We start from the raw sequence: 22,277 nt of genomic DNA, 5'->3' as shown, positions 1-22,277 counted from the left end.
TGTCCTCCGAGTATTCCTCTTCTACGGTGCGAACGGATTACACGGCGCCGGTCCGCCGTTGAACATGTGGTCGACAATGTACACCAGGTCGGCGATATCGGCGCTGCCGGAACAGTCTGCGTCCAGAATATGAACGCTATACGGTTGCATGTACGGATGGCAGGTCGGACCAAAGTTGAATATATGATCGACAACACAGACCAGATCGGCAATATCCAACTCGCCGCTACAATCACAGTCACCCATCGGGAATGATACATCGACATATACAACCACCGGGCGGAAGAGGTCCAAATCTCGTTCTCCACCGATTCCGCCTAGAGACCTACCGACAGCGTACCTGAGCGGGTTGTACCGATCAGTGAGAGACGTGACGATAGCTCCTTCACCGGCGACGGTTCGTTGGTACTCAAGCGAGAACCAGATGTGGTTGCCCGCCACCCCTCCCGAGAAGGTGGAGCCTGCGAGCACCAGGGTGTCCGCCAGCGGAGGATCGCTCCCCCAGGGAATAAAACTAAGACCTTCCCCCAAGAAATATGCTCGGTTGTACTCAAACGTGTTGTTTGAACCGTCAGCCTGGTGGAGAATGGGTAGATAGAAACAGGTCTTGTAGGCCTGGCTGAGAGTCATTCCCACCGGCAGAAAGACTTGCGTGGCATCGTTTGAAATGCCGTTGATGTACGGGACATAAATAGTGTCCGCAGGGGAAGGATCAAAACTGTATGCTTCGGTTGGGTTGCATTGACTCTGGCTGCCCGCCTTCGATTCGAGATGAAACATCGCCGAGGCGTCGGCTACGGTAACTCCGATTCTTGTATCAAAGTCCGCGTTGACCGTATCGATGTCCCCGTTGTCGCAAATGTACTCCAATATAGCGAGTATATCGCCAATATCAGCCACCGATCCGTTGCCGTCGGCATCTCCACATTGAGGCTCCTGCGCCGTGGCGATACTGAACGGCAGCATCAACAACAGCGCGGTCAAAACACAAAAACGTGTCCTCATCACTCTTCCTCCATCCTTGGCTGGACGGGGACCAACCTGGTTTGTTCAAATGCGTAGCGATACCCTGCTACAGTGTGTGCTTGCCTATTAAGATAGAGTGTACTGTTTGTTTATACAAGGGCGGAATTGGCCGGCGCAAAATATGCGACCGAAGACGCCATGTTGCAGTGCGACAATATGGCCGGGTTGGCAGACCCGCCATCTTCGGTACCCCACCTAAAGGCTTTGCGCCAGGTGGGTCCTTCTGTAGGGGGCGGCCTTGTGTCGCCCCGGAAAAGTGCCACCCTTCGACTGCGCTCAGGATGACTTGGTCGGCGGAGACAAGCCCCGCCGCCACGCGAGGGATAGGTGTACTTCGGTACCCCACCTAAAGGCTTTGCGCCAGGTGGGTCCTTCTGTAGGGGGCGGCCTTGTGTCGCCCCGGAAAAGTGCCACCCTTCGGCCGCGCTCAGGATGACTTGGTCGGCGGAGACAAGCCCCGCCGCTGCGCGACTGATAGGTTCTACTTCGGTACCCCACCTGGAGGCTTTGCGCCAAGTGGGTTCTTCTGTAGGGGGCGGCCTTGTGTCGCCCCGGAAAAGTGCCACCCTTCGACTGCGCTCAGGATGACTTGATCGGCGGAGACAAGCCCCGCCGCTACGCGAGTGATAGGTTCTACTTCGGTACCCCACCTGGAGGCTTTGCGCCAAGTGGGTTCTTCTGTAGGGGGCGGCCTTGTGTCGCCCCGGAAAAGTGCCACCCCTCGACTCCGCTCGGGATGACATGGATGCGCGCGAAGGGCAAAAAAGCGATTTATCGCCGCGAAGGGCAAGAAAGTGATTTATCACCGCGCGGCGCAAGAAGCCCATTCATGGGTCAGACCGGAACGTGAGCCAGCATGAACTCCATCAGACGGATAGCACCCTCTTTGCCCTCGTGACCCACTTCCATGGCCGGGCCGACACAAGATGGGCAGCCGTCTTTGCATGGACACTGCCTGAGATGGTCCAGGCAGGATTCCCACAGCGGCTCGTGTTCGTTGAACAGTTTTTCCGAAAGCCCGACTCCGCCGGGGATGTTCTCGTAGATGTAAACAGTCGGTCGCTCGGTGAACGGTGCGCGAACCTGTGAGATGGAACGAAGGTCGCGAGGATCGCACATCACCCACAAGGGAGCTATTTTGCCTAAGATATTGGCCAGTCCGCGCAACGCGCCGCCGAAGGCGGAACCGTCCAGCCCCACTTGATTCGGGACGTCGGAAGGGAAGGCATACCAGAAGGCATTGGTGTGCATCTCCAGTTCGGGCAGCTCCAGTTTGCCCGAGCCGACGTTCTCATGCGTTTGGAACTTGATCTTTTTGAACATGACGGTGACCGAAGTAACGGATACCTCTCCGCAGTTCATCAGAGAATCGCCGAACCCGGTTTCATCGTTAATGGCCAGCACTTTGAGATCGGTCTTGGTCTCGGCGTCGGTGTAGTAGTCGACCTTGACCTCTTTGACGTATGCTTTGCGTCCTTCCCAGTCGAGATTGGTAACCTGATACTGATTGGCTGAATGCAGGTAAATAGCCTCCGGGTGCAGAAAGATCGGCGCTGAGAAATAGTCCACTTCTCCGATCACCTGCGCCTGTTTGCTTTCGTTCAGTATGACGAAGTTCTGAGGCGAAGCCGAGCGCAGCGATACTTCCTGGGCCGGATAGATCTCCGACGACCAGTGATAGCGATCGCCCGATTGCCTGATCACATTGCTCTCGGCCAGGTAGTCGAGAATCTCAACGGTGCCGTCGGACATACTGGTCTCTTCTTCGTCGTAAGGAAGTTCAAAGGCGCCGCACTTGAGGTGATTGGTTCTGATTATCAGATTGTCGGGATCGATAATGCCCGACTCCGGCGTGCGATCAAAAATATACTTCGGCTCGGCGCACAAAAACTGATTGATAGCCGAAGAATTGGCCACCATGATAGTCAGCGAGCCGGCGTTGCGTCGTCCGGCTCGTCCGGCCTGCTGCCACAACGATGCAATCGAGCCGGGGTAGCCGACGATTATAGAAACCTCAAGGCTGCCAATGTCCACCCCCAACTCCAGCGCGTTGGTGGACACCACGCCGTGGATGGAACCATCGCGCAGTCCGCGTTCGATTTGACGGCGTTCGTTCGGCAGATAGCCGCCACGATAACCGGCGATGTTGATACCGCGCCCAAAGTCTCCTTTTAGCTCACGCTGCAAGTAGGTCAGCAGTACTTCGACATAAAGCCGGTAGCGAGCAAACACTATCGTTTGAATACGGTGCCTCAAAACGCGAGCGGCCAACCGCGAGGCTTCGTTGACCGCCGATTTGCGAATGCCGAGCTGCTTATTGATCACCGGCGGGTTGTAAATAACAAAGTGCTTTTCACCCGAAGGGGCGCCGTTGTTGTCGATAAGCGCCACATCGCGTCCGATGATTCGTGATGCCAGACTGTCCGGGTTGGCAATAGTCGCCGAACAACATATAAACACCGGGTTGGAACCATAGAACTTGCAGATTCGGTGCAGGCGCTTGACGACATTGGCCAGATGCGATCCAAAAACACCGCGGTAATGATGCACCTCATCGATCACGACATACCGAAGGTTCTCGAAAAGTTTGATCCACTTGGTATGATGCGGCAGGATGCCGGTGTGCAGCATGTCCGGGTTGGTGATAACGATATGTCCGGCCGAACGAATTGCGCGGCGGGCCGAGTTGGGCGTGTCGCCGTCGAAGGTGTAGGTCTTGATGTCGACATCAAGTTTCTCGATAAAATCATGCACCTCACCCAGTTGATCCTGTGAAAGTGCCTTAGTGGGGAAAAGGTAGAGAGCGCGTGTCTCTGGCTCGGCAAGGATACGATTCAGCACCGGCAGGTTGTAGCACAGCGTCTTGCCCGATGCTGTCGGCGTCACAACAACAATGTCACGACCCTCCTGCACCATCCGGACTGCTTCAGCCTGATGAGTGTAGAGATTCTCGATTCCCTTTTCAGCCAACGTACCGACTATTCGCGGATCAAGGTTGGAGGGGAAGTCTTCGGTAATAGCTTCACGCGCCGGGATGGTCTTCCACTGGACGATGTTCTTTTGGAAGTCATCGTCGCTTTTAAGCAGGTCGATTATTTGGTCAAGTGTCATGATTCTAGCTACTTATAGTTGTATCCACAGCGCCCCAAAAAAACGCATGATCCGCAATCTTCAAAAGGCATTGGCGAATATAATTCCTAGTATGAAGAATACGAGTCCTGAAAGAAGGCTGAACCCCAACGAAAGCCACCTATCTTTAGATTTACCTTTGCCCACTGTTTCTTCAAGTTGTTTTACAAAGGCTTCTGCGTTCTCACGTTCGATGTTTGCCAAGCTTGAGAGCTTGTTGTAATCCTCGCGGAGGCGGGCCAGTTTTTCAGAGCGTTCCTTCAGCCCGCCTTCAAGTCTATCTACTAGATTAGTGGTCTTTCTAAGGGAGTCAATAGCTTCAGTGACCTGCTGATCGACGTCGCCCTCGGAACGACGTAGATCGAGAAAAAGGTCATACAACTCAGGAACAGGAATGAACGGCAACGGAAATGCCCTCAGAACTAGTCGCAGCAATCGGTTACGAACAACTGGTGTTAGTGGTTTTTTCTCCGCCATAGTCTCATGTCCCCGCGCCTTTTCTACTCACACCACCCCCGTCAACTGACGGCGGCAGATGTCACAGAACTTGTCGCTTTTGGTGTCAATGTCCAACATCATCTGGCTAAAATAATTCACACACTTGGGATTGCGACACTCCGACAGTTCGAACAAGTGCGCCGCCTGGTGAATGGCCTCTTTGAACAAGCGCGGATAGACCTTGGCTTCATCCTCCGGCAGGCCGTAAAACTCCAAACGGATGCGAAACAGCGACACAATGGCCGTTCCGGCCAGACAGTCCGCATATCCCAGTATGTATGCCTCATCAGGCAAATACAAATCTTCTTCGAAAACCGCAATCACTTTCTCGCGCGCATTGGATTTAATTCGCTCCAGCTTGGACAGCACGACCGGTGCGTAATACTGGTTACGAACGACATTGTGGGCCTCATCCGGTGTCTTCATCCCCTTGAGAATGTCGACCGAGCGGTTGAACACCGGGCCGATCTCGGCGGCCAATCTATTGACCACCGAAAAGTCGACCTCGCCGACCGGGACTACGACTATTTTCGATTTCAAAAAGGCCATATTCATTCCTGTGGGCGGCAGACGCCCTCGTCTGCCCCTTGGCGGGTTCACGCCGCAGCGCGCAGGCGAAGACGGACCCACCCTACTCAATTCGTGCGCGGGCAGACCTCCCGGTCTGCCCGTTCATCTTTTCACCCGGCGGTGAAAAACTGCGAGTCACTGCCGGTGGGGGAAACTCTCACTTCCACTTTTGAGGCACACTTTGGACACCAGCCGACAAAGGCGGTCTGCTTCTTATTCAGATAGATCCGGGAATACAGTTTACAGCACTTAAAGTGCATTCCCAGAAACGGTCGGCGGCTGGGTGCTTTCTCTTGCATTATCGCAAACATAATAACCAGATCATTGTCGATTGCCAATACCGGGTTGAAGTTTTTTGGTGATAAATCACTCCTTGCGCTTCGCGCCCAGCCTCTTAACCGTAGGTCGGGTCTCTCTTCTCTTGGAGACCCGACATCACGCGCTTCGCGTGATTCTTCAAGGTACCCCACCAAGAGCGCTTCGTGCATCAGACCCATGTATGGGCTGGTGGGTTCATTTTTCGTGGTCACAGGACCAATCACTGACCAAATCGTGAAAACAATTGACTCCGCCAAGAAGACTCTGCATACTCAGACAAACAGAGAGGAACATGCTGAGCTTTTGAAACTCTTGACCCTGGAAACCTCGGCTCAGGACACTCAATGCACAAACGCAGTTGACCATTCCAGTGTCGAAATTCGACGCAGATTCAACTAGACCCAGCGACAGACGAAAGCAAACATGAAGAACACAATTGCAACTGAGAACCACGCACGATTCAAGGATTGGACTGTCCTTCTTTGCACCGTGTTTATCATGGGAGGATGCGGTGGCAGGGGCGTTAACCTGCGAAGTCCGAGCGAAGCTCCACCGGATGCCGTGCCGGTGTTGGGCCGGTTGAATCCCAAAAGTGACCTCGCAGAGTTGAACAAATTCAGCCAGGCTGAGGTTTTGGTCGGAAGTGAGACGGACTCCGAATTCAAAGCGTACTTCCAAATCAAACCTGCCGATGACGGTTGGTTCCGCTGGCGGCTCAGGCCGGGTCGCTATGTGATTCAAACAATCAGGTGGGAAGGTATGACCGAGGGAAGTTGGACGGCAAGGCCCAAGCACGTTTCAAGAAACCGCCGTATTTGGGCAACGTTCACTGTACCGGAAGGTGCGCATGTAGTCTACATAGGGACTTTTGCGTTCGATCCCTCCAGCAAAGATCGTTTTATACACGAGGCTCAGGTGGTCGACGAGTTTCACATTTTACCACCGGCCCTCGCCAAAGAAGTAGAAGGCGTAGATCCGACTCAACAACTAATGGAATGGAGTGAGCCGCGATGAAGAGAGTTCCCTTGTTTTTGTGTTTGGCGCTTATCTGTGTGGGGTGTGCTTCGCAGACTTATCATCTGATCAAGCCGATTGAGCCGAAACCCAAGGCCGCGGCTGGGTCCCCTTACTGGCCTACAAAGGTTTCAAGTCTCCAGCCGCAGTTTCGCTGGGAGGGTAACGCGGACCAGAGTTATGACTTGATCATTTATGAGGTGGTGATGGTGGATGGCGCCGGACCGCTGATGGATAAGGTCCCGAGCCCAGGGGCCGAAGTCTTCTACGAAGAAGGGATTGTGGGAACGAGCTTTGTCCTTCCGAATCCACTCAGGCCGGATACAGATTATCTCTGGAGTGTTCGCTCTCGTTCCTCAACCGAAGTATCGGACTGGGCGACCTACGATACCAAGGTTGGCCAGGGCATCTATGGACCAGGGAAGTCATACTATAAAGTGCACTTCTGGATCAAAACGCCTGACTGATCGGGCTACCATCCTTGGGGGTTGTGCCCCGGTGCTTCCGTCGGGTGGCACCCTCAAAGCCGCTTTGGGGGTGGCGATAAATCGCTCTCTTGTGCTTCGCGGCCTGTGATGCTATCACGCAGTGCTCACGTATTGTGCGCGCGAAGCGCAGTGAGCAGGCTTGCCTGCCGTCCCAAACAAGGCTTGAGACGGCCACCCGAAGAGAAGACTGGATTGTGGCCTTCGCCAGAATGACTAGCCGTGTCACCCCGAGCGGAGTCGAGGGGTGAGCTCCTGCTTTCATGGCTCATGGTTCGACTGAGCTCACCATGACATAGGTGGCCCACAGAACCGGTAGTTTTGCTATTGCTTTTTAACAGTAGGTTGGGTCTCTCTTCTCTTGGAGACCCGACATCACGCGCTTCGTGTGATTCTTCATCCGGATGCGTAGTGTGTGGCTGACTATGTGAGTGACTGGCAAGTCGGAACCCACAAGGGGGTTCCAACCTACGGGACTGGGTGCCCCACAGCTTGCTGTGGGATTCGGGGTATGCATAGGCCCCCCACTGTCCGCTTCAGTTCTCCCTACTTATCCGACCAGACTGCCAATACGTTGCCGCTGGGGTCGCTGAAATGAAACCGCCGTCCGCCCGGAAACTCAAAAGTATCCCGCACGACTTTACCACCATGCTCGCTGACTTTATCCTTGATCTCTTCTAGGGCGGTGGCATAAAGCACCACAAGCGGTCCGCCCGACACAACTTCCGGCGATTTGGCAAATCCACCGCCCAATCTTCCATCGTTAAAACTGGTATACTCCGGACCATAATCAGTAAACTTCCATCCGAATACGGCCCCGTAGAACCTCTTTGTCTTTTCGATATCGGTGCTCGGGAATTCAATGTAATCGACGCGACGATCCTGATCTGCCTGACTCATGGCGCATTCTCCTCTCGTAAATGGTTCGGCGGTCCCGCCCTACTCGACTTGTCACTCTTGCTCGACTTGTCATTCCTGCTCGACTTGTCATTCCTGCGAAAGCAGGAATCCGTCCTTTACTCGGGGTGGCCGTCTCAAACCTTGTTTGGGACGGAGTCCCCGTAGCCGCCAAGATCGGCAGGACCACAGGGGTCCTGCCCTACAAGACTGCATTCAACTCTCCCATAATCGCCACCGACGATGAACTGCCCAGCCGTGTCGCGCCGGCGGCCAGGAACTCGCGGCATTGTTCGAGCGTGCGGATACCACCCGAGGCCTTCACTTCGATCTGCCCGGCTGCTGCTTCATGCAGCGTTCGGATCTGCTCGAGTGTCGCACCGCCGAAAAAGCCGGTGCAGGTTTTTACAAACTGTGCGCCGGCGTTTATGATGCATTTTGTTGCTTCGATCTGTTGTTCGGTCGTGAGCTTGCCCGCTTCGATAATGACCTTCAGCACTACATTGAACGGCAGCTTACTTCGAATCTCGGCTATCTCGGTCTCTACCTCTTTGAAACGATCCGATACCATCCAGCCGACATTGGCCACCATATCGATTTCGTGCGCGCCGTCATCGACGCCTTTGATTGCTTCGAACAGTTTGACATCGGTTCGCGCCGCCGACAGTGGGAACCCGGCCACCGAAAGTATCTTGACCGCACTGCCTTTCAACTCGTCGGCTGCCGTCCGCACCCATACCGGGTTGATAGCGACCGAGTAGAAGTCGTTCTCGATAGCTTCTTTGCAAAGTGTACGGACAGCGGCTTCATCCACTTCCGGTTTCAGCGCGGCGTGGTCGAACCGTCGATTGAGTTTATTCATGAAATCACTCATTCGAGCAATAAAGGACGAACATGTTCGCTTGTAAAGAGGGAGTTGGGAGATCGCATAGACTACCGATCCCAGGGCAAGCTGTGGCTCACCCGGCGGACAACGTTGACATACGGAGCACAATTGCTACATTAGGGGGTAGCCAGGAGGAATGATGAGTAACCGTATAATCCTATTGATAGCTGCTGCGTGCTTGGTCATTGTGGTGGTTCAAAACTGCACCGAAGATACAAGTCCCAACGGACCGCAGGCACCCCAGCCCGTGCTTTTTGCGGACTATGTTCATTTCGACACAACCTCATACATGATTCTACGCACGACGATGGCGCCACCTGCGGCCGAGGCCTATGTCTGGTGCGAAAAGAGTGTGGGCGAACCGTTCATCGACAACAACGGAAACGGTGTCTTCGATCCAGGCGTAGACCTTTTCATAATGTCTCGCGGTCCAGACAACCAGGACCTTAATGACAACGGCAAACACGACGGGGCTGAGGACCCCTGGTCACCCGGAGTGCCCTTTGACGACTTGGACGGCGACGGTGATAGGGACTGTGACTCGAATTGGTTGAGCCTGCCCAACCGTGAGCCGGGTGTGCCATACTGCGATCTCAACGACAACGGACAGTGGGACAAGCAGCCGCAATACCTGTATCTGGCCGTGCGATGGAGAATGTCGGAGGTTGACTCCATCGCGGTCGAATACACCCTGTTCCCCGAAGATTCAATCTTCAGTATCCAGTCTGATTCAGGACTGTTCTACTGGTATCCGGACGTGCTCACGAATTCAAGTATGATCGGGAAATCAATTTTCCGTATAAGAGATAACGTATTGAGACATCGGCCGTACCTGAGTTTGGTTGCCTTCACAGTGTTCAAGTCTGATACCATCTTACTCGACACTATTCGTGTTTCCTCGACCTTTCCAAATCCCGGGGCCAGCTATCGACGGACGATCGACACCGGGCAATCGCTGACTATCGAAGGCAGACAATTCGACAACCTACTGGTCGTTGCATACGACGACTATACGACAATGGGCGGAGGCGGTAATCCTGAAGGCAATTTCTTTAGTGCATACTTCAGTAAGGCGCTCGGTCTCCTGGCCTTTCACCTCCCCGCATACTCGTCAGGTGAGGGCGAGTGGTTCTACCTTGATCAGCGCTTTGACTCGCTCCCCCTTCCCATGATTGAATGACACCGGCGACACAGGTCACCCGACCCACACCGACAGATTGCTTTCCTCATAGCGGTACATAGGAAAAATGAGCGAATCGCAGTTGAGGCTTTCGTTGAGGACTGGGTCTGCATAGCCGGTGACTATCAACGTGATGCGCTTAGCGTCGGCTGGAATTATCAGGGAACCATACCGGTGGACCACACTGCCTCTGTTTACTGGAAATGAGGTGGGGGGTTCTCTTTGCGCATAAACAACCTCACCTGTATTGTGAAAGATCACAGCCAAGCTGTCTGCAGCAAACAACATCCTATCACGATACGGTATGAGTTCTACTCCTTCGGCACCAGCAACCCGTATACTGATCCCCATCGGCAAATCTTCGTCGAGAGGTGCCCGTGCTGAGTTTCTGAAGCATTGGACCGAAGGGTGAAGTATGTGTTTACCGCAATGCAGACCGTAGGATGACCCGGGTGAGTGCGTACCACCAGCGTGCTGTATATCCTGGCCGACCATAAGGTAAGCCAGAGTATTATACTTCGTACAACTCAATTGTAGGCAGGCCAACAGGAGAATTGGCGTAAGTAGTTTTCTGCATGGCATGTCTGATTACTTCCTCATTAGAGCCGGTGAACAACCCCCTACGGCTTGACGAACTCGGCCAGCATAAACTCAAGGTCTGAGTTGGTGCTGATCCGGTAACGGTCGACGATACCATCGCAAGTTTTTGTGCGGTGACCCTCTACCTGCCAGTTCTGCCGTTCGATAATCACGATCCCCTCTTTGTAGGCAAAGTATGTCACGCCGCTGATCCTGATTTCATCATAGCCCGAACGCGTACAACTGTCGACTTCGGTTTCCACCACCGGTATCACCATGTTACCGTCGTACTCAATCACGGCGCAATCATATCCGGCTTCACGAGCCAACGCCTTTATCCGATAGGTAGTGGAGGCGTCCATTGTCTCTTCAGGCAGCAGGACCTTAGTGCTTTGGGTCCAACTGTATCCCGGAGTAAGTTCACCATCGGGGAAGACCGGCATGCCCTGTTCGAAATAACTTTTCAGCCAGGTAACCGTGCTCAATTTTTCGTCCGGCGATAGGACCAGGTCGGTGTATCGACCGTTCGGTTGAACGAACAGCGTAGATATGCGCGACCTGTCCACGGTTGTCATTTTGGTGCTGTCTTCCTTTGATGCGACCTCGTAGGACCAGGTGGAGGTATCCAGCACCTCGGCGGTGCTGTCTTCAGCCAACGATATGATGTGAAACACAATGTCGACATCGTAGGCATGGGACGATTCTTCAATGAGCGAATCGCCGGCCGTAACTTGCGTGCTGCTTTTGGAAGTTTGGTCGTAAACCAGTTTCATGCCCGGTTGGTATTTCAACCTTAGGGTGACTTTCTTGTCCCCCTGGACGCAACCGGTGAATAGAAGACAGACCAAACCAAACATGAGGGCGGTGGTGAGGGTTTTCAATTTGGTTCTCCTGCGTTCGTTCAGTGATGTTCCGGAGTGATGACCATGCGCAACTCAGTCAGGCCGCCGAAATGTCCCAAGAGCCCGGGGGGGCCCATAATCAACATTCCTTTGGCCAGTCGCTGACGTTCGTCATTGGTCATAATTGAGTGGGTGGCGTTAAGCTGCCGGCCGGCCGAGCTTGAAAACAAGATCGGTCCGCCACGAACTCCGGCATCGGGGGCATGACCCTGATTCATGCCCACGATAACCGCTGATGCCAGTATCACCAGTGATGCGGCCAGTGAGACCAACGCCTGTAGGAACGGTCCTTTGCTGTCGGCTTCGGTGTCACTGGAAGCATAAGATTCGTACCCGCCAGATTGTTGGACAGTTTTGGCCAGAACGAGTTGTGAGGTTTCCAGCCAGTAGTCCTCGCCCGGATCGCGGGTACCCTTCTGTTTGAGAAGCTCCTTGAGACGTCTGGACTCCTCGAACTCCCGGCGGCAGTCACCACATTGGTCAAGGTGGCTCTTGACCTCTTGGCTGACCGATTCGGCAAGTTCGTTGTCCAGAAAGTCATCCAGAAGCGACAAAGCGCGCTGACAGATCATTTTTGCTCCTTTAATCTGAGTCGCTGCCTTAGTATCTTTCTCAGCTTTATGCGCGCAATATGGAGGTTTGATCGGACGGTGGCCTGGGGGCAGTTGAAGATGTCGGCAATCTCTGCTTTGCTGTAGCCTTCAACGTCGTGAAGAACGGCTGTCATTCTTTGCTTTGGCGGCAAAAGGTCCAGCGCCCGGTTAATCTCCTCCATCAAGCGCTTTTGCTCAAACGCTTCGCTCGGTGTCGACACTCGCCGTGAAAGATCCAATTGAACCTCCCCCGGCAGCGATGACGTATCCTCCGCAATTCCATGATGTCCTTTTCGTTTGCGGAGCAGGTCGATCGCATAGTTGGTGGCGATCCGAACCAAAAACGTCGAGAAATAATTTACATCTCTGAGTTCCTTACGCTTCTTATATACTCTGACAAATGTCTCCTGAACCACTTCGTCGGCATCAAGATGGTTGCCCAGAAGATGGTGCGCCAGCGTATATATCTTCTTCTGAAATCGGCTGACCAGTTCGGCAAAAGCCTGCTGATCACCGGCCACAAAACTCGCTACTAACTCGGGGATCGTCTTTTTCATACCCCGAAAATCAACTTTCTGCTATTATAGGGACGCTCAACATCGAATTCTGTTCAATCACAGGAAGTAAAAAACAAGTTGACCGCTTCATTCTGGTAGCTTATGGTAACTCGAGATGATTGTCAATCTTTTTCAAGCCAATAACTTACAGGCGTTTACCGTCAATTGACTCAGGCTTATGTACAGGCGCATCGCTACCGCTTTTTCACTATAGCGGCCATCGGGACTTTTATGGGGACTCTCGACGGGTCCATCCTCAATGTCGCCTTGCCGACTATCGCCTCTGATTTGAGCTGTCGGATCGATCAGGTTGCCTGGGTGGTGATGGCCTATGCCGCTACACTGGTTGCACTTATGATGGTTTTCGGAGCCTGGGCGCAGCGGCGGGGATATCCTTTTGCTTACAAGTTTGGTTACGCCGCCTTCCTGCTCGGGTCGACCGTTTGCATTCTCAGCCGCGACATCAATATGTTGATTGCCGGGCGTGTCATTCAGGGTGTGGGTGCAGCCATGTTCCAGGCGGTGGGCATAGGGCTGGTCACCGAGGTTTTCCCGCCTTCAGAGCGGGGAAAGGGGATTGGCACGATGGTCATGATGGTCTCGGCCGGTCTTATGGCTGGGCCGCCGATTGGAGGCTTTCTCCTTCAGTATTTCCCATGGCAATCGATTTTCATAATCAATCTGCCGATTGGCTTAGTGGCGTTGGTCCTGAGCCAGATGTTTTTTCGGAAGTTTCCTCTGCCCACAACGACTGCCAGGATGCATCTGACAGGGGCGGCTGCCTTGGCGACCGCGCTGTTGACCGCGATGTTAGGGTTGTCGTTTTTCGATGAGTATCCGTTTTGGAGTCTTCAGGTCGGTGGCTGCTGGACCCTGATGGTCATTGCCGCGACGCTGTTCATTGTGGGAGAAAACCGGCCACACCGGGCGCTGATAGGACTGGACATTTTTCACAACGCTGAGTTTTCGCTCAGACTTGTGGCCATGCTTTTGATGTTCGTTGCGCTGGCCGGCAGTCTGGTGTTGTTGCCGTTCTTTTTGCAGAATGTAAAAGGACTGTCGCCACGGACTCTTGGACTATACCTGACCATTCTGCCGGTCACCATGTTTTTCACCGCGCGTCAGGCTGGTTGGTTGTCGGATCGGTTTGGTTATCGCATCCTGACCACCGGTGGGTTGTTGCTGGTGTCGGTTGGGTTCGCGCTGTTCCAATGGTTCGAAGTTGCCACCCAGCCGGTATACATCGCTCTGTCACTGGTGCTGATCGGGTTCGGTGTGGGGATATTCGGGACACCGAATGCCTCGGCGGTGATGGGTGCCATCCCGCAAGAACAGCGGGCGACTGCATCGGGCATCGTCTCCACCACACGCAACCTCGGTATGGCTATCGGCATCGCTGTGTCCACCGGGCTGTTCGCATTCTTGCAAAACCGGATGCATCTCTCCGACGGTGCCGAAGCTTTCCTGACACCATTTCATCAGGTCGCCATCCTGTCCGTGATCGCCGCTTTCGCCGGCGCCGTGATCTCCTTCACCCGCCGTAATCGGTAGGCGTGAGTCTCTTCGTGCGTGGTGTACGTCCTCGTGCGCCACGTTGACACCGGGGCAGACCATAAGACCCATTTATGGGTGTCATTCCCGCGAAGGCGGGAATCCATCTTCCTCTTAGTAGAGCGGCATCCTTGCGATGCCGGCAAAGATTGGCAGGATCACAGGGATCCTGCCCTACTAAGAACTGGCGTAGGCCAGAATCCAGTCTTTGTACTTCAAACAGGATGCCGGATCAAGTCCGGCATGACGGACTGGTACTTAGCGTCGAAACCCACCCGCCCCAACCGCACGGTGTAAACCACCGCCCACAGTCCACACCAAAGTTGACAACAGGATAGAGTTTGCTATATTAACGCAAACCACGGGAGGTCAACGTGAAGAACATCTTGAGACTTCTGTCTGTCGCAGCATGCTTGATCTGTATAATCGCAGTCAGTTGCGGTGAATTCTCAAAACCCATTGTACCCCAAATCACCGAACCGATATTATTCGACGACTACGTCCGCTTCGATACGTCGCGGTTCATGATCCAGCGATCAACCATAGGCTTGGGCTGGGTGGAGTGGTATCTGTCGTGCGAGAGCAGCCTGGGTGAGCCGTTTACCGACGTGAACGGCAATGGTGTCTACGATCCAGGTATCGACATTTTCGTGATGGCTGTCGGACCAGAGAACATGGATTATAACCACAATGGCAAACACGACGGGCCGGACGACCCGTGGGAACCGGGTATACCTTTTGATGACCATAACGGTGATGGGGAACGCTCTTGTTATTCTCTAGGCTGGTATCCGGAGCGTCATTATGAGACATGGATGCCGTTTTGTGATCTGAACGGCAATGGTCGGTGGGACAGCCTGTCGAATCTCCGTCACAAAGTCGTCAAGTGGGGTATCGTAAACGAAGACTCCACCGGCGTGGAATACCAACCGGTCGAAAACGATTCCCTTTTCTGGTATACTACTGATTCCGGTGTACAGCATTGGCAACCGGAGCCCCACGAATGGCCCGACTCGAACAGCAATATGGGTTTCATACTCGATGACAGCGGCCTCATTGGAACCACTGCGCACACCTGGCTTCGTCTTTTGTACTACGGCAACAACACAGTCGACACAACCCGCATGCCACGTTGGTGGTCTGGTTGCGGCTACGTAACACTCCGAAAAACCGTTCATACAGACCAGGACCTGGAGATATATGGAGTACTCCACCAAGACTTGCTGATGGTAAGATTCGACCAACCACGAGGCGACAGCGGGCAGGATGTGTCCAGGTGCGAAAACGACTATTGGGAATTCTATTTCGCAAAGGGAACAGGATTGATCGCCGGGCACTTTGACGTGCATCAACGGTTACGGGAGACCTGGTATTATTACGATCGACAGTTCGACAGCGCGCCGATTCTGATGACACCGGCTGAGCAGGGACCCTAGAATTCCGCTATGCCATCCCGCGCGATCTGAAGATCACACGGGCACGCCATGGACAGAAGATGCTCGCCGGGTGGCCGTCTCAAGCCTTGCTTGGGGCGGAAGTCAGCATAATAGATTCACCCCTCGACTGCGCTCGGGGTGACAATTTGGGGTGACAATAGAGAGGCGCGGAGCGCAAAAGAGCCAGCTTGACTGGCTAACTATTCGGTTGACAGCTGCCGAAATAAGTTGTAGAATACTCGCCGATTGGGGCCATAGCTCAGCTGGGAGAGCGCTTGACTGGCAGTCAAGAGGTCAGGGGTTCGATCCCCCTTGGCTCCACAAATTCCGAAACTCCCGTGGGTTGTCCTCAGCCCACGGGGGTTGTTGTTTCTGCCAACAGTTAAGGAGACTCAGATGGACAAATCAGGCGGATACCTGGCCTTTCCATTCGTAGCCGAATTCTACGATGACACTGTGCCATACAAAGAACGTCAGGATGTTCAGTTTTTTGTAGAATCCTCCAAAACGTCCGGCGGTAAAACGCTCGAACTGGGCAGCGGCACCGGTCGCGTATTGATCCCAACAGCGCAGGCCGGCTGTGAGATCGTCGGGTTGGACCTTTCACCCAGAATGATGGACAAGTGTCGAACCGTGCTGGCCGAAGAACCGGACGAAGTCCAGGCGCGAGTGAGTCTGGTAGAAGGGGACATGTGCAACTTCGATCTTGACGAACAGTTTAGTCTGGTCACTATGCCGTTCCGACCCTTTCAGCATATCGAGACTGTCGACGAACAGATTCAGTGCTTACAAACGGTCCATCGCCATCTTGAACCGGGCGGGAAGCTGATTCTTGATCTGTTTAATCCATCGTTGAAGTTTCTCGTGGATGACAAGGCCCTGATAGAGTCTGGCGACGAACCGGAGTTTACTATGGCCGACGGACGCAAAGTGCTCAGGCGGATGCGCGTTGCCAAGCGTGACCACTTTAGCCAGGTTTCGGACGTAGAGATTATTTACTACGTTACGCACCCAAGCGGCAAAAAGGAACGGCTGGTGCACGAGTTCAGGATGCACTATCTATTCCGTTGGGAGGCGGAGCATCTGTTGGTCCGGTGCGGTTTTGAGGTCGACCATCTCTACGCCGGTTATGACAAGTCTGCGTTTGGTTCCAAGGACCCCGGCGAGTTGATCTTCGTAGCGCGGAAGGTGTAGGCCAGAAACGGCTCTCTGGCCGCTTCGCGGCCCCTTGTCGCACATTCCGGCCCATGCACGAAACGCCCGAATGGCAAGAACCACGGCTTGACCGTGTCATGGTGAGCGGAGTCGAACCATGAACTTATTCGAACCTTGAGAGCGCAGCAGATGAGGACATCTGCCAGGCACACCTTTAGGTGCTGGCAGGCGACCCCGCCTGCCTGCTACTCATCCCGCATCGAGTCGACCGGGTTGGCCGTTGCTGCCTGTATAGAACGCAGCCCGGCGGTCAGCATGGCGAAGGTCAGCCCCACCAGCGCAGTGAAGGCAAAGAGGCCGAAGCCCAGGTCTATCCGGTAGGGCTCGTAAGACAACATATCGGTCATCAGCATGTATCCCAGCGGCGCCGCGACCACATTGGCAATCACCAGTAAGAGGATGAATTCTTTGGTGAGCAGGGCGACTATGTTCGTCACGGAAGCGCCAAGGACTTTACGAATGCCGATTTCCTTCGTGCGTTGCTGGGCCGTGTAAGACACCAATCCAAAGATACCCAGGCAGGCGATAGCGATAGCCAGGATGGAGAAGGTCCCGAACATTTTTGTCTGTGAGCGGCCTTCTGCATAGTTTTTGTCAATCTCGTCGTCAAGGAAGATGCTTCGAAAGTCGGCATCCGGGAAGAGTGATGCATGTGTCTGTCTGATTGCGGCCATGCCGCCGGTGAAATCGCCGGTCGGAAGCTTGACGCAAAGACTGGCCGTTTTCTCAGGCCGCCACAACAGGGCAACAGTAGGTCGGTAACCGTAGTGGAAGGCGCCATGAAAATCTTCGACTACGCCGATGATCTCATAGAATCTGTCTTCTCCGCCATAGACAAGCGTGCCGACCGGATGTTCTCGTTCAAGTTCCTTGGCAGCCGACTCAGAGATGATAACAGCCGTCGACGCATCAACGTTTAGATTGTCACCAAAGCTGGTTCCGTCTACTATAGTCAAACCGAAAGTTGTCAGGAAGTCATCGTCGATGTAGTACGTCTTGGCCACCAATCGCTTCTCGTCGTCACGTTCCTCGGTATGATAAAACGCTCCGTAACGGTATGTTTCCCGTCCCGGTGGAGCGTTCACGGCCGCGGTGGCGAGAACTTGTCCGGTGGAAAGGAGCTCGTCCTTCAGAATTCGGCAACTGTCGGCTGCTTCCGGTGAGTCTTCAAAGTCGACTATAACCATGTTGGTGGGATCATATCCAAGTTCGATTGAGGAGATGTAGTCGGTTTGTCGCATGATAACAGTGGTGCAGAAGATCATTAGAGCGGCGACGGCAAACTGGAAAACGACCAACCCCTTGCGCAACACCGAGCGCGTTGACTTCATCCCGACTTTGCTCTGGAGAACCTCGATTGGCCGGTATCTCGAAAGAAACAGGGCTGGGTAGAATCCTCCCAGTATTCCCACCAGCAGTACGAGGCCGGCCAGTGTGACCAGCATCAACGGATGCTCGTAGACACCAACCAGCATCTCACGCGGCAACCGATCGGCAAGTAGCGCCTTGCCCGCCTCGAACAGCAGGACGCCGATGGCCGCCGATACCACCGCGATAGTCACCGACTCACCCAGGTATTGCTTGATGAGACTCGGCCGGTCGGCGCCGAGAACCTTACGCACACCAACCTCTTTCATGCGATCGGCCGATTGGGCGGTGGAGAGGTTGATGAAGTTGGCAATCGCCTGAAAGAGAATGAACAAGGCGACCATGCCGAATCCGATAAGCACATCCCATTCGCCACCGGGTGTGAGTTCGCCACGGTTGCCGGAGTAGAAGGTCTCGAAATAGATATCACCGAAAGATTTGGTGCGAAACTTGAACTTCGTTGCTTCCTCGGCGGTCAGGTGTCTTTCAACGACAGCGGGTATCTTGCCCAGCATTGTCTGTGGAGAGGCTTGGTCCCGCATCAGAAGATAGACATAATCTCCACCGTCGTAGCCGTTGAACTCGCTCCACGAACTCACGTTCTCGCCAAGATGCTCCAGTGTCGAATATGAAATGACGAAATCCGTATACAATTGAGTGTTTTGCGGAATGTCTTCAAGGACGCCGGTTACCGTACATTCAAACTCATCATTGAACTGTACGCTCTGTCCGATTGGGTCCTCGTTGGCAAAGTACTCGTCCACGGCTCGACGCGTGATAAGCACCGAATTGGGTTGAACCAGGGCCGAACGAGTGTCGCCGCGATAGATGGGCAGAGTAAAGACATCAAAGAAACTGCCATCGGTGAACAACACCTCGGGGTGATGTATATAGGCAGCACCTCTGTTTTCATCGACAATCCGAGCGCGCTCATCGCCAACCTTGACACTGGTTAGACGCATCATCCGAAAAACGGCGGCATTCTCCACCTCCGGTATCTCCTGGACCATGGCTCGTCCTAACGGCGCCATAACCTGAGCCGATGAAAACGACTCTTCACCGGACTCATAATCGCATTCCAGGCGATGTATGCGTTCGAGATTTGAGTGAAAGCGATCAAAAGCCAGTTCATGGCTGAAGTGCCCCATGACGGCCAAACAAAGGGCCGAGCCAAAGGCCAGGGAGAATACATTGACGAATGTGTAGAACTTTTTCCTGGCCAGGCTGCGGGCTGCGGCTCGAAAATAGTGTGCGAACATGTTCTCTGTCTCCGTTACTGCTGGGTCATAGCCGAGGATGGTATTGGTCCTGTCTGTCCATACTGTATGAGACGAATTATGCCCTGAAAAGTTGCTTTGTCGTCGGCGTGAGCAGTCACGCCGGGGTACCGGGAAAGACCCCGCCTGCCAGCTGCTTCAGCATCAAGCTACGATTCTCTGGTAAAAGCCCACCACGCTGCTTCAAACTTGTTCCGCAAGTTCACAGCACATAGATTGGTATCATGTCTACTTATGCCAAGTTGCGCAGCGATCTGGTCGTGGCGCCGGCCACCGTGGATGGCGAGACGGTCTACAACATGAAGGACCCTATAAGGGGAAGTTACTTCAGATTGCGCGAACCGGAATACTGGCTGGTGCAACAGCTCGACGGCACGACGTCATACGATCTGATCGCCGAGCGCTTCCAGGCGAAATTCGACCTGAATATCAGCGCCGAGAACGTCGGGCAGTTTGTTGAGGCTCTGGAAAAACTCTTCTTTCTCGACAATGCCCGCGCCGAGCAGGCGGTGTCGCGTAAGAGTTACTTGATAGACAAGCAGGGTTCTTTGTTTTCCAGGTTGTTGTTTGTCAAACTGAAAGCGTTCTCTCCGGGCGGTTTTCTGAAACGGCTCACTTCAATCTATCGCCCCTTCCACAACCGTTTCGGGTTTACCGTGCAGGCCGCGGCAATCTTGTTGGGACTCTGGGTCCTCATGACCAATGCATCTGAGTTCACGGTCAGTCTGTACAGCATTTTCAATTTGGGTTCCATACTTGTCGTGATCGCCGCCATATTTGTGTTCTTTGTCGTCCACGAATTCGCCCACGCCGTGATTTGTCACTACCACGGGGGAGAGGTGCGCGAGATGGGGTTCTTGCTGCTTTATTTTCAACCGGCCTTCTACTGCGACCTGTCGGATGCCTGGCTGTTTGAGAAAAAGCGCCACCGCCTGGCCGTCACCGCCGCCGGTCCTTACTTTCAATTAATACTTATGGCTGTCGCGGCTATAGCCTGGCGAATCACCGTGGTCGGCGGCGTACCCAACGATCTATTCCGGATTATCGTCATCATCAGCTGGGTCACACTTCTGGTCAACCTGAACCCGCTTATCAAGCTGGATGGATACTATTTATTGTCGGACTGGCTGGACATTCCCAACTTGCGCCGGAAATCGTTTGCCTACCTGGGTAACTGGCTGAAACGATTGCTGCTCGGCTGGCCTGTCGAATCGATCGATGTAAGTCGACGGGAAAAACGAGTTTTCCTCTGGTACTCGGTGTTTGCCGTCATGTACACCGGTGTTTTGCTGGTCTGGGTGTTGTCGGTGATTGCTTCGTTTCTGATCGGTGTGGCCGGCGGCTTCGGTTTGTTGTTGTTGGCTACATTTCTGTTTGTTACCTTGAGACAAACATTTATGGGATTTGCAAGAGGAATCCTGAAGCACCTGAGATTTATGAAGACCCTTTACCGAAAACCATGGCGACTTGTCGGGAATATTGTCATCGCCGCCGCCGTGGTTGTACTCATGCTGGCCGTTCCGTTTCCTCGGCGGGTCACCGGTGAGGTTCTGGTTCGTCCAATCGCCGAATGTCGACTGCGCCTGAATGAGTTGGGCCTGCTGGAAACGGTCTACCGGCGTGGCGGTAAAGATGCCGACCGTAAAACAAGTTTTCTGCAGACAGCCTCAACCGACATGGCCTCGCTTAACCTGCTCAGGTTGGTGAAAGAAGGTCAGTATGTAGTCGAGGGAGACTCGGTGGCCGTGCTCGTATCCAACCAGGTGGCCAAGGAAATCATTGCCGAGACTTCGGTGCTTGACGAAGTGTTTACCCAGATGGACCTGCTGAGGGCGCCACCCAAGAAGGATGCGGTCGCCGAAGCCCAGGCGCAAGTGACCGCCGCCCGTATCAATCATCAACAGCGAAGCCGCGAGTTGGAACTCGCCTCCGAACTGGCTTCCAGAGAGATGAAACCGAAGCGCGAACTGGAGGACGCCGAATCCGCGGTCAGCATTGCGGCGGCCGAGCTAAAAACCAAGGAGGCATCGCTTCAATTGTTGCTTTCCGGGCCGAAACCTGAGGAGATCGCCGTCCTTCAGGCGGAGATCGACAAACAGGAAGCCAAATTGGATTTTCTCAGGTCCCAGCAGGCGGCCCAGACCATTCGTGCTCCCATGTCAGGCCGTGTCGATCTGGGCATGGGCGACGAACTCATCCTGTCAATTGTTGATGACCATGAGGTCGAACTGCTGGTTCCGGTTTCTGATTTCGATGTCAATCTGGTTGAGTGCGAACAGACTGTCCGAGTCAAAGTACGATCGCATGCCGGTGAGGTTTTCCTCGGGCGTGTTGCCCTGGTGCCGCTCAGCGCGCAGTATACCGATCACGAAGCCGTCTTCCCGGTGTCCGTGATCGTAGATAACAAAGAGGGCAGGCTGCGAAGAGGGATGACAGGATTTGCCAAGATCGAGTGTGGAAAGGCGTCTCTTATCAGCCTTATCGGCCGCAAAATAGCATCTGAGATGCGTGTCGAGTTTTGGTCCTGGTGGTAATCTTTTCCGCGTCCGGTGAATTATTTCCTACCATAACTGCCGATCCGAGAGCAGGTTCTGCGTAGAATTATGGCTAATTAGACCCCATTTTGGCCTTGACAGATTACAGGCTTTCGTTATATTTGTTTGGCTCTGGAGTATAGTACGTTGATGTTAAGGGTGTTTGGATAGCACTCGCTCCGGAGTAAACCGATAGGACTGCAAGGAGGTGAGTTAATGAAAGATTACAAACTCACAATCGAGGTCTTAGAAGCTCGCATCG

General features: G+C 53.9%; 18 protein-coding genes and 1 tRNA gene. 8 read left to right on the top strand and 11 right to left on the bottom strand.

The window, feature by feature from the left end; all coding sequences use genetic code 11:
• Positions 1–21: 21 nt before the first annotated feature.
• The 5 genes from OEV49_11795 to OEV49_11775 form a co-directional block, all read right to left on the bottom strand.
• Entirely contained in the window at positions 22–1,005 is a 984-nt protein-coding gene (locus tag OEV49_11795; protein ID MDH3891757.1) for a hypothetical protein, read from the bottom strand.
• Between the two features lie 855 nt (positions 1,006–1,860).
• Positions 1,861–4,137, bottom strand: a complete 2,277-nt coding sequence (locus OEV49_11790; GenBank protein ID MDH3891756.1) for a DEAD/DEAH box helicase — start codon at positions 4,135–4,137, stop codon at positions 1,861–1,863.
• Between the two features lie 60 nt (positions 4,138–4,197).
• A complete protein-coding gene (locus OEV49_11785; GenBank protein MDH3891755.1) occupies positions 4,198–4,632 on the bottom strand; it encodes a hypothetical protein in 435 nt (144 codons plus the stop codon).
• A 27-nt stretch (positions 4,633–4,659) separates the two neighbouring features.
• On the bottom strand, positions 4,660–5,202 hold the full coding sequence (locus tag OEV49_11780; protein ID MDH3891754.1) for a peptidase zinc-dependent: 543 nt from the start codon (positions 5,200–5,202) through the stop codon (positions 4,660–4,662).
• Positions 5,203–5,333: 131 nt separating this feature from the next.
• Positions 5,334–5,753 carry a hypothetical protein gene (locus tag OEV49_11775; GenBank protein ID MDH3891753.1) on the bottom strand — a complete coding sequence of 140 codons (420 nt, stop codon included), beginning with the start codon at positions 5,751–5,753 and terminating at the stop codon, positions 5,334–5,336.
• Between the two features lie 211 nt (positions 5,754–5,964).
• On the opposite strand from OEV49_11775, the gene OEV49_11770 reads away from it, so the two are divergent.
• Positions 5,965–6,555 (top strand): hypothetical protein, encoded by a 591-nt coding sequence (locus OEV49_11770; GenBank protein ID MDH3891752.1) that lies wholly within the window; start codon positions 5,965–5,967, stop codon positions 6,553–6,555.
• On the top strand, positions 6,552–7,022 hold the full coding sequence (locus OEV49_11765; protein MDH3891751.1) for a hypothetical protein: 471 nt from the start codon (positions 6,552–6,554) through the stop codon (positions 7,020–7,022). The genes OEV49_11770 and OEV49_11765 overlap by 4 nt, the downstream gene beginning before the upstream one ends.
• A 564-nt stretch (positions 7,023–7,586) precedes the next feature.
• Here OEV49_11765 and OEV49_11760 read toward each other — a convergent pair.
• Together OEV49_11760 and deoC are read right to left on the bottom strand one after the other, a co-directional pair.
• Positions 7,587–7,940: a VOC family protein gene (locus tag OEV49_11760; protein ID MDH3891750.1), complete on the bottom strand. Its 354-nt coding sequence runs from the start codon at positions 7,938–7,940 to the stop codon at positions 7,587–7,589.
• 199 nt (positions 7,941–8,139) lie between these two features.
• On the bottom strand, positions 8,140–8,799 hold the full coding sequence (deoC, locus tag OEV49_11755; protein MDH3891749.1) for a deoxyribose-phosphate aldolase: 660 nt from the start codon (positions 8,797–8,799) through the stop codon (positions 8,140–8,142).
• 163 nt (positions 8,800–8,962) lie between these two features.
• Between deoC and OEV49_11750 the strand changes: the two genes are divergently transcribed.
• Entirely contained in the window at positions 8,963–10,003 is a 1,041-nt protein-coding gene (locus OEV49_11750; GenBank protein MDH3891748.1) for a hypothetical protein, read from the top strand.
• Between the two features lie 620 nt (positions 10,004–10,623).
• Here OEV49_11750 and OEV49_11745 read toward each other — a convergent pair.
• From OEV49_11745 to OEV49_11735, 3 genes are read right to left on the bottom strand one after another with little or no spacing between them, the layout of a single operon-like run.
• Complete coding sequence (locus OEV49_11745; protein ID MDH3891747.1) at positions 10,624–11,463, bottom strand: hypothetical protein; 840 nt, start codon at positions 11,461–11,463, stop codon at positions 10,624–10,626.
• 20 nt (positions 11,464–11,483) lie between these two features.
• Positions 11,484–12,056 carry a zf-HC2 domain-containing protein gene (locus OEV49_11740; GenBank protein ID MDH3891746.1) on the bottom strand — a complete coding sequence of 191 codons (573 nt, stop codon included), beginning with the start codon at positions 12,054–12,056 and terminating at the stop codon, positions 11,484–11,486.
• Positions 12,053–12,634: a sigma-70 family RNA polymerase sigma factor gene (locus OEV49_11735; protein MDH3891745.1), complete on the bottom strand. Its 582-nt coding sequence runs from the start codon at positions 12,632–12,634 to the stop codon at positions 12,053–12,055. The genes OEV49_11740 and OEV49_11735 overlap by 4 nt, the downstream gene beginning before the upstream one ends.
• Before the next feature lie 165 nt (positions 12,635–12,799).
• Here OEV49_11735 and OEV49_11730 point away from each other — a divergent pair, with 165 nt between their 5' ends.
• From OEV49_11730 to OEV49_11715, 4 genes are all read left to right on the top strand, one after another.
• Positions 12,800–14,185 carry an MFS transporter gene (locus OEV49_11730; protein ID MDH3891744.1) on the top strand — a complete coding sequence of 462 codons (1,386 nt, stop codon included), beginning with the start codon at positions 12,800–12,802 and terminating at the stop codon, positions 14,183–14,185.
• Positions 14,186–14,559: 374 nt separating this feature from the next.
• Positions 14,560–15,621 carry a hypothetical protein gene (locus OEV49_11725; protein MDH3891743.1) on the top strand — a complete coding sequence of 354 codons (1,062 nt, stop codon included), beginning with the start codon at positions 14,560–14,562 and terminating at the stop codon, positions 15,619–15,621.
• A gap of 248 nt (positions 15,622–15,869) precedes the next feature.
• A tRNA-Ala gene (locus tag OEV49_11720) sits at positions 15,870–15,942 on the top strand.
• A 75-nt stretch (positions 15,943–16,017) separates the two neighbouring features.
• Positions 16,018–16,815 carry a class I SAM-dependent methyltransferase gene (locus OEV49_11715; protein MDH3891742.1) on the top strand — a complete coding sequence of 266 codons (798 nt, stop codon included), beginning with the start codon at positions 16,018–16,020 and terminating at the stop codon, positions 16,813–16,815.
• Positions 16,816–17,021: 206 nt separating this feature from the next.
• Here the strand turns inward: OEV49_11715 and OEV49_11710 are convergent, their stop codons facing one another.
• Positions 17,022–19,463: an ABC transporter permease gene (locus OEV49_11710; GenBank protein MDH3891741.1), complete on the bottom strand. Its 2,442-nt coding sequence runs from the start codon at positions 19,461–19,463 to the stop codon at positions 17,022–17,024.
• Between the two features lie 242 nt (positions 19,464–19,705).
• Here OEV49_11710 and OEV49_11705 point away from each other — a divergent pair, with 242 nt between their 5' ends.
• A complete protein-coding gene (locus tag OEV49_11705; GenBank protein ID MDH3891740.1) occupies positions 19,706–22,015 on the top strand; it encodes a hypothetical protein in 2,310 nt (769 codons plus the stop codon).
• Positions 22,016–22,277: the final 262 nt, after the last annotated feature.

The organism is Candidatus Zixiibacteriota bacterium, assembly GCA_029860345.1.
In the GTDB taxonomy this organism is placed as follows: Bacteria; Zixibacteria; MSB-5A5; order GN15; family FEB-12; genus JAJRTA01.
The sequence above is the reverse complement of the archived record's forward strand: the minus strand, read 5'-3'. Positions and strand labels throughout refer to the sequence as shown.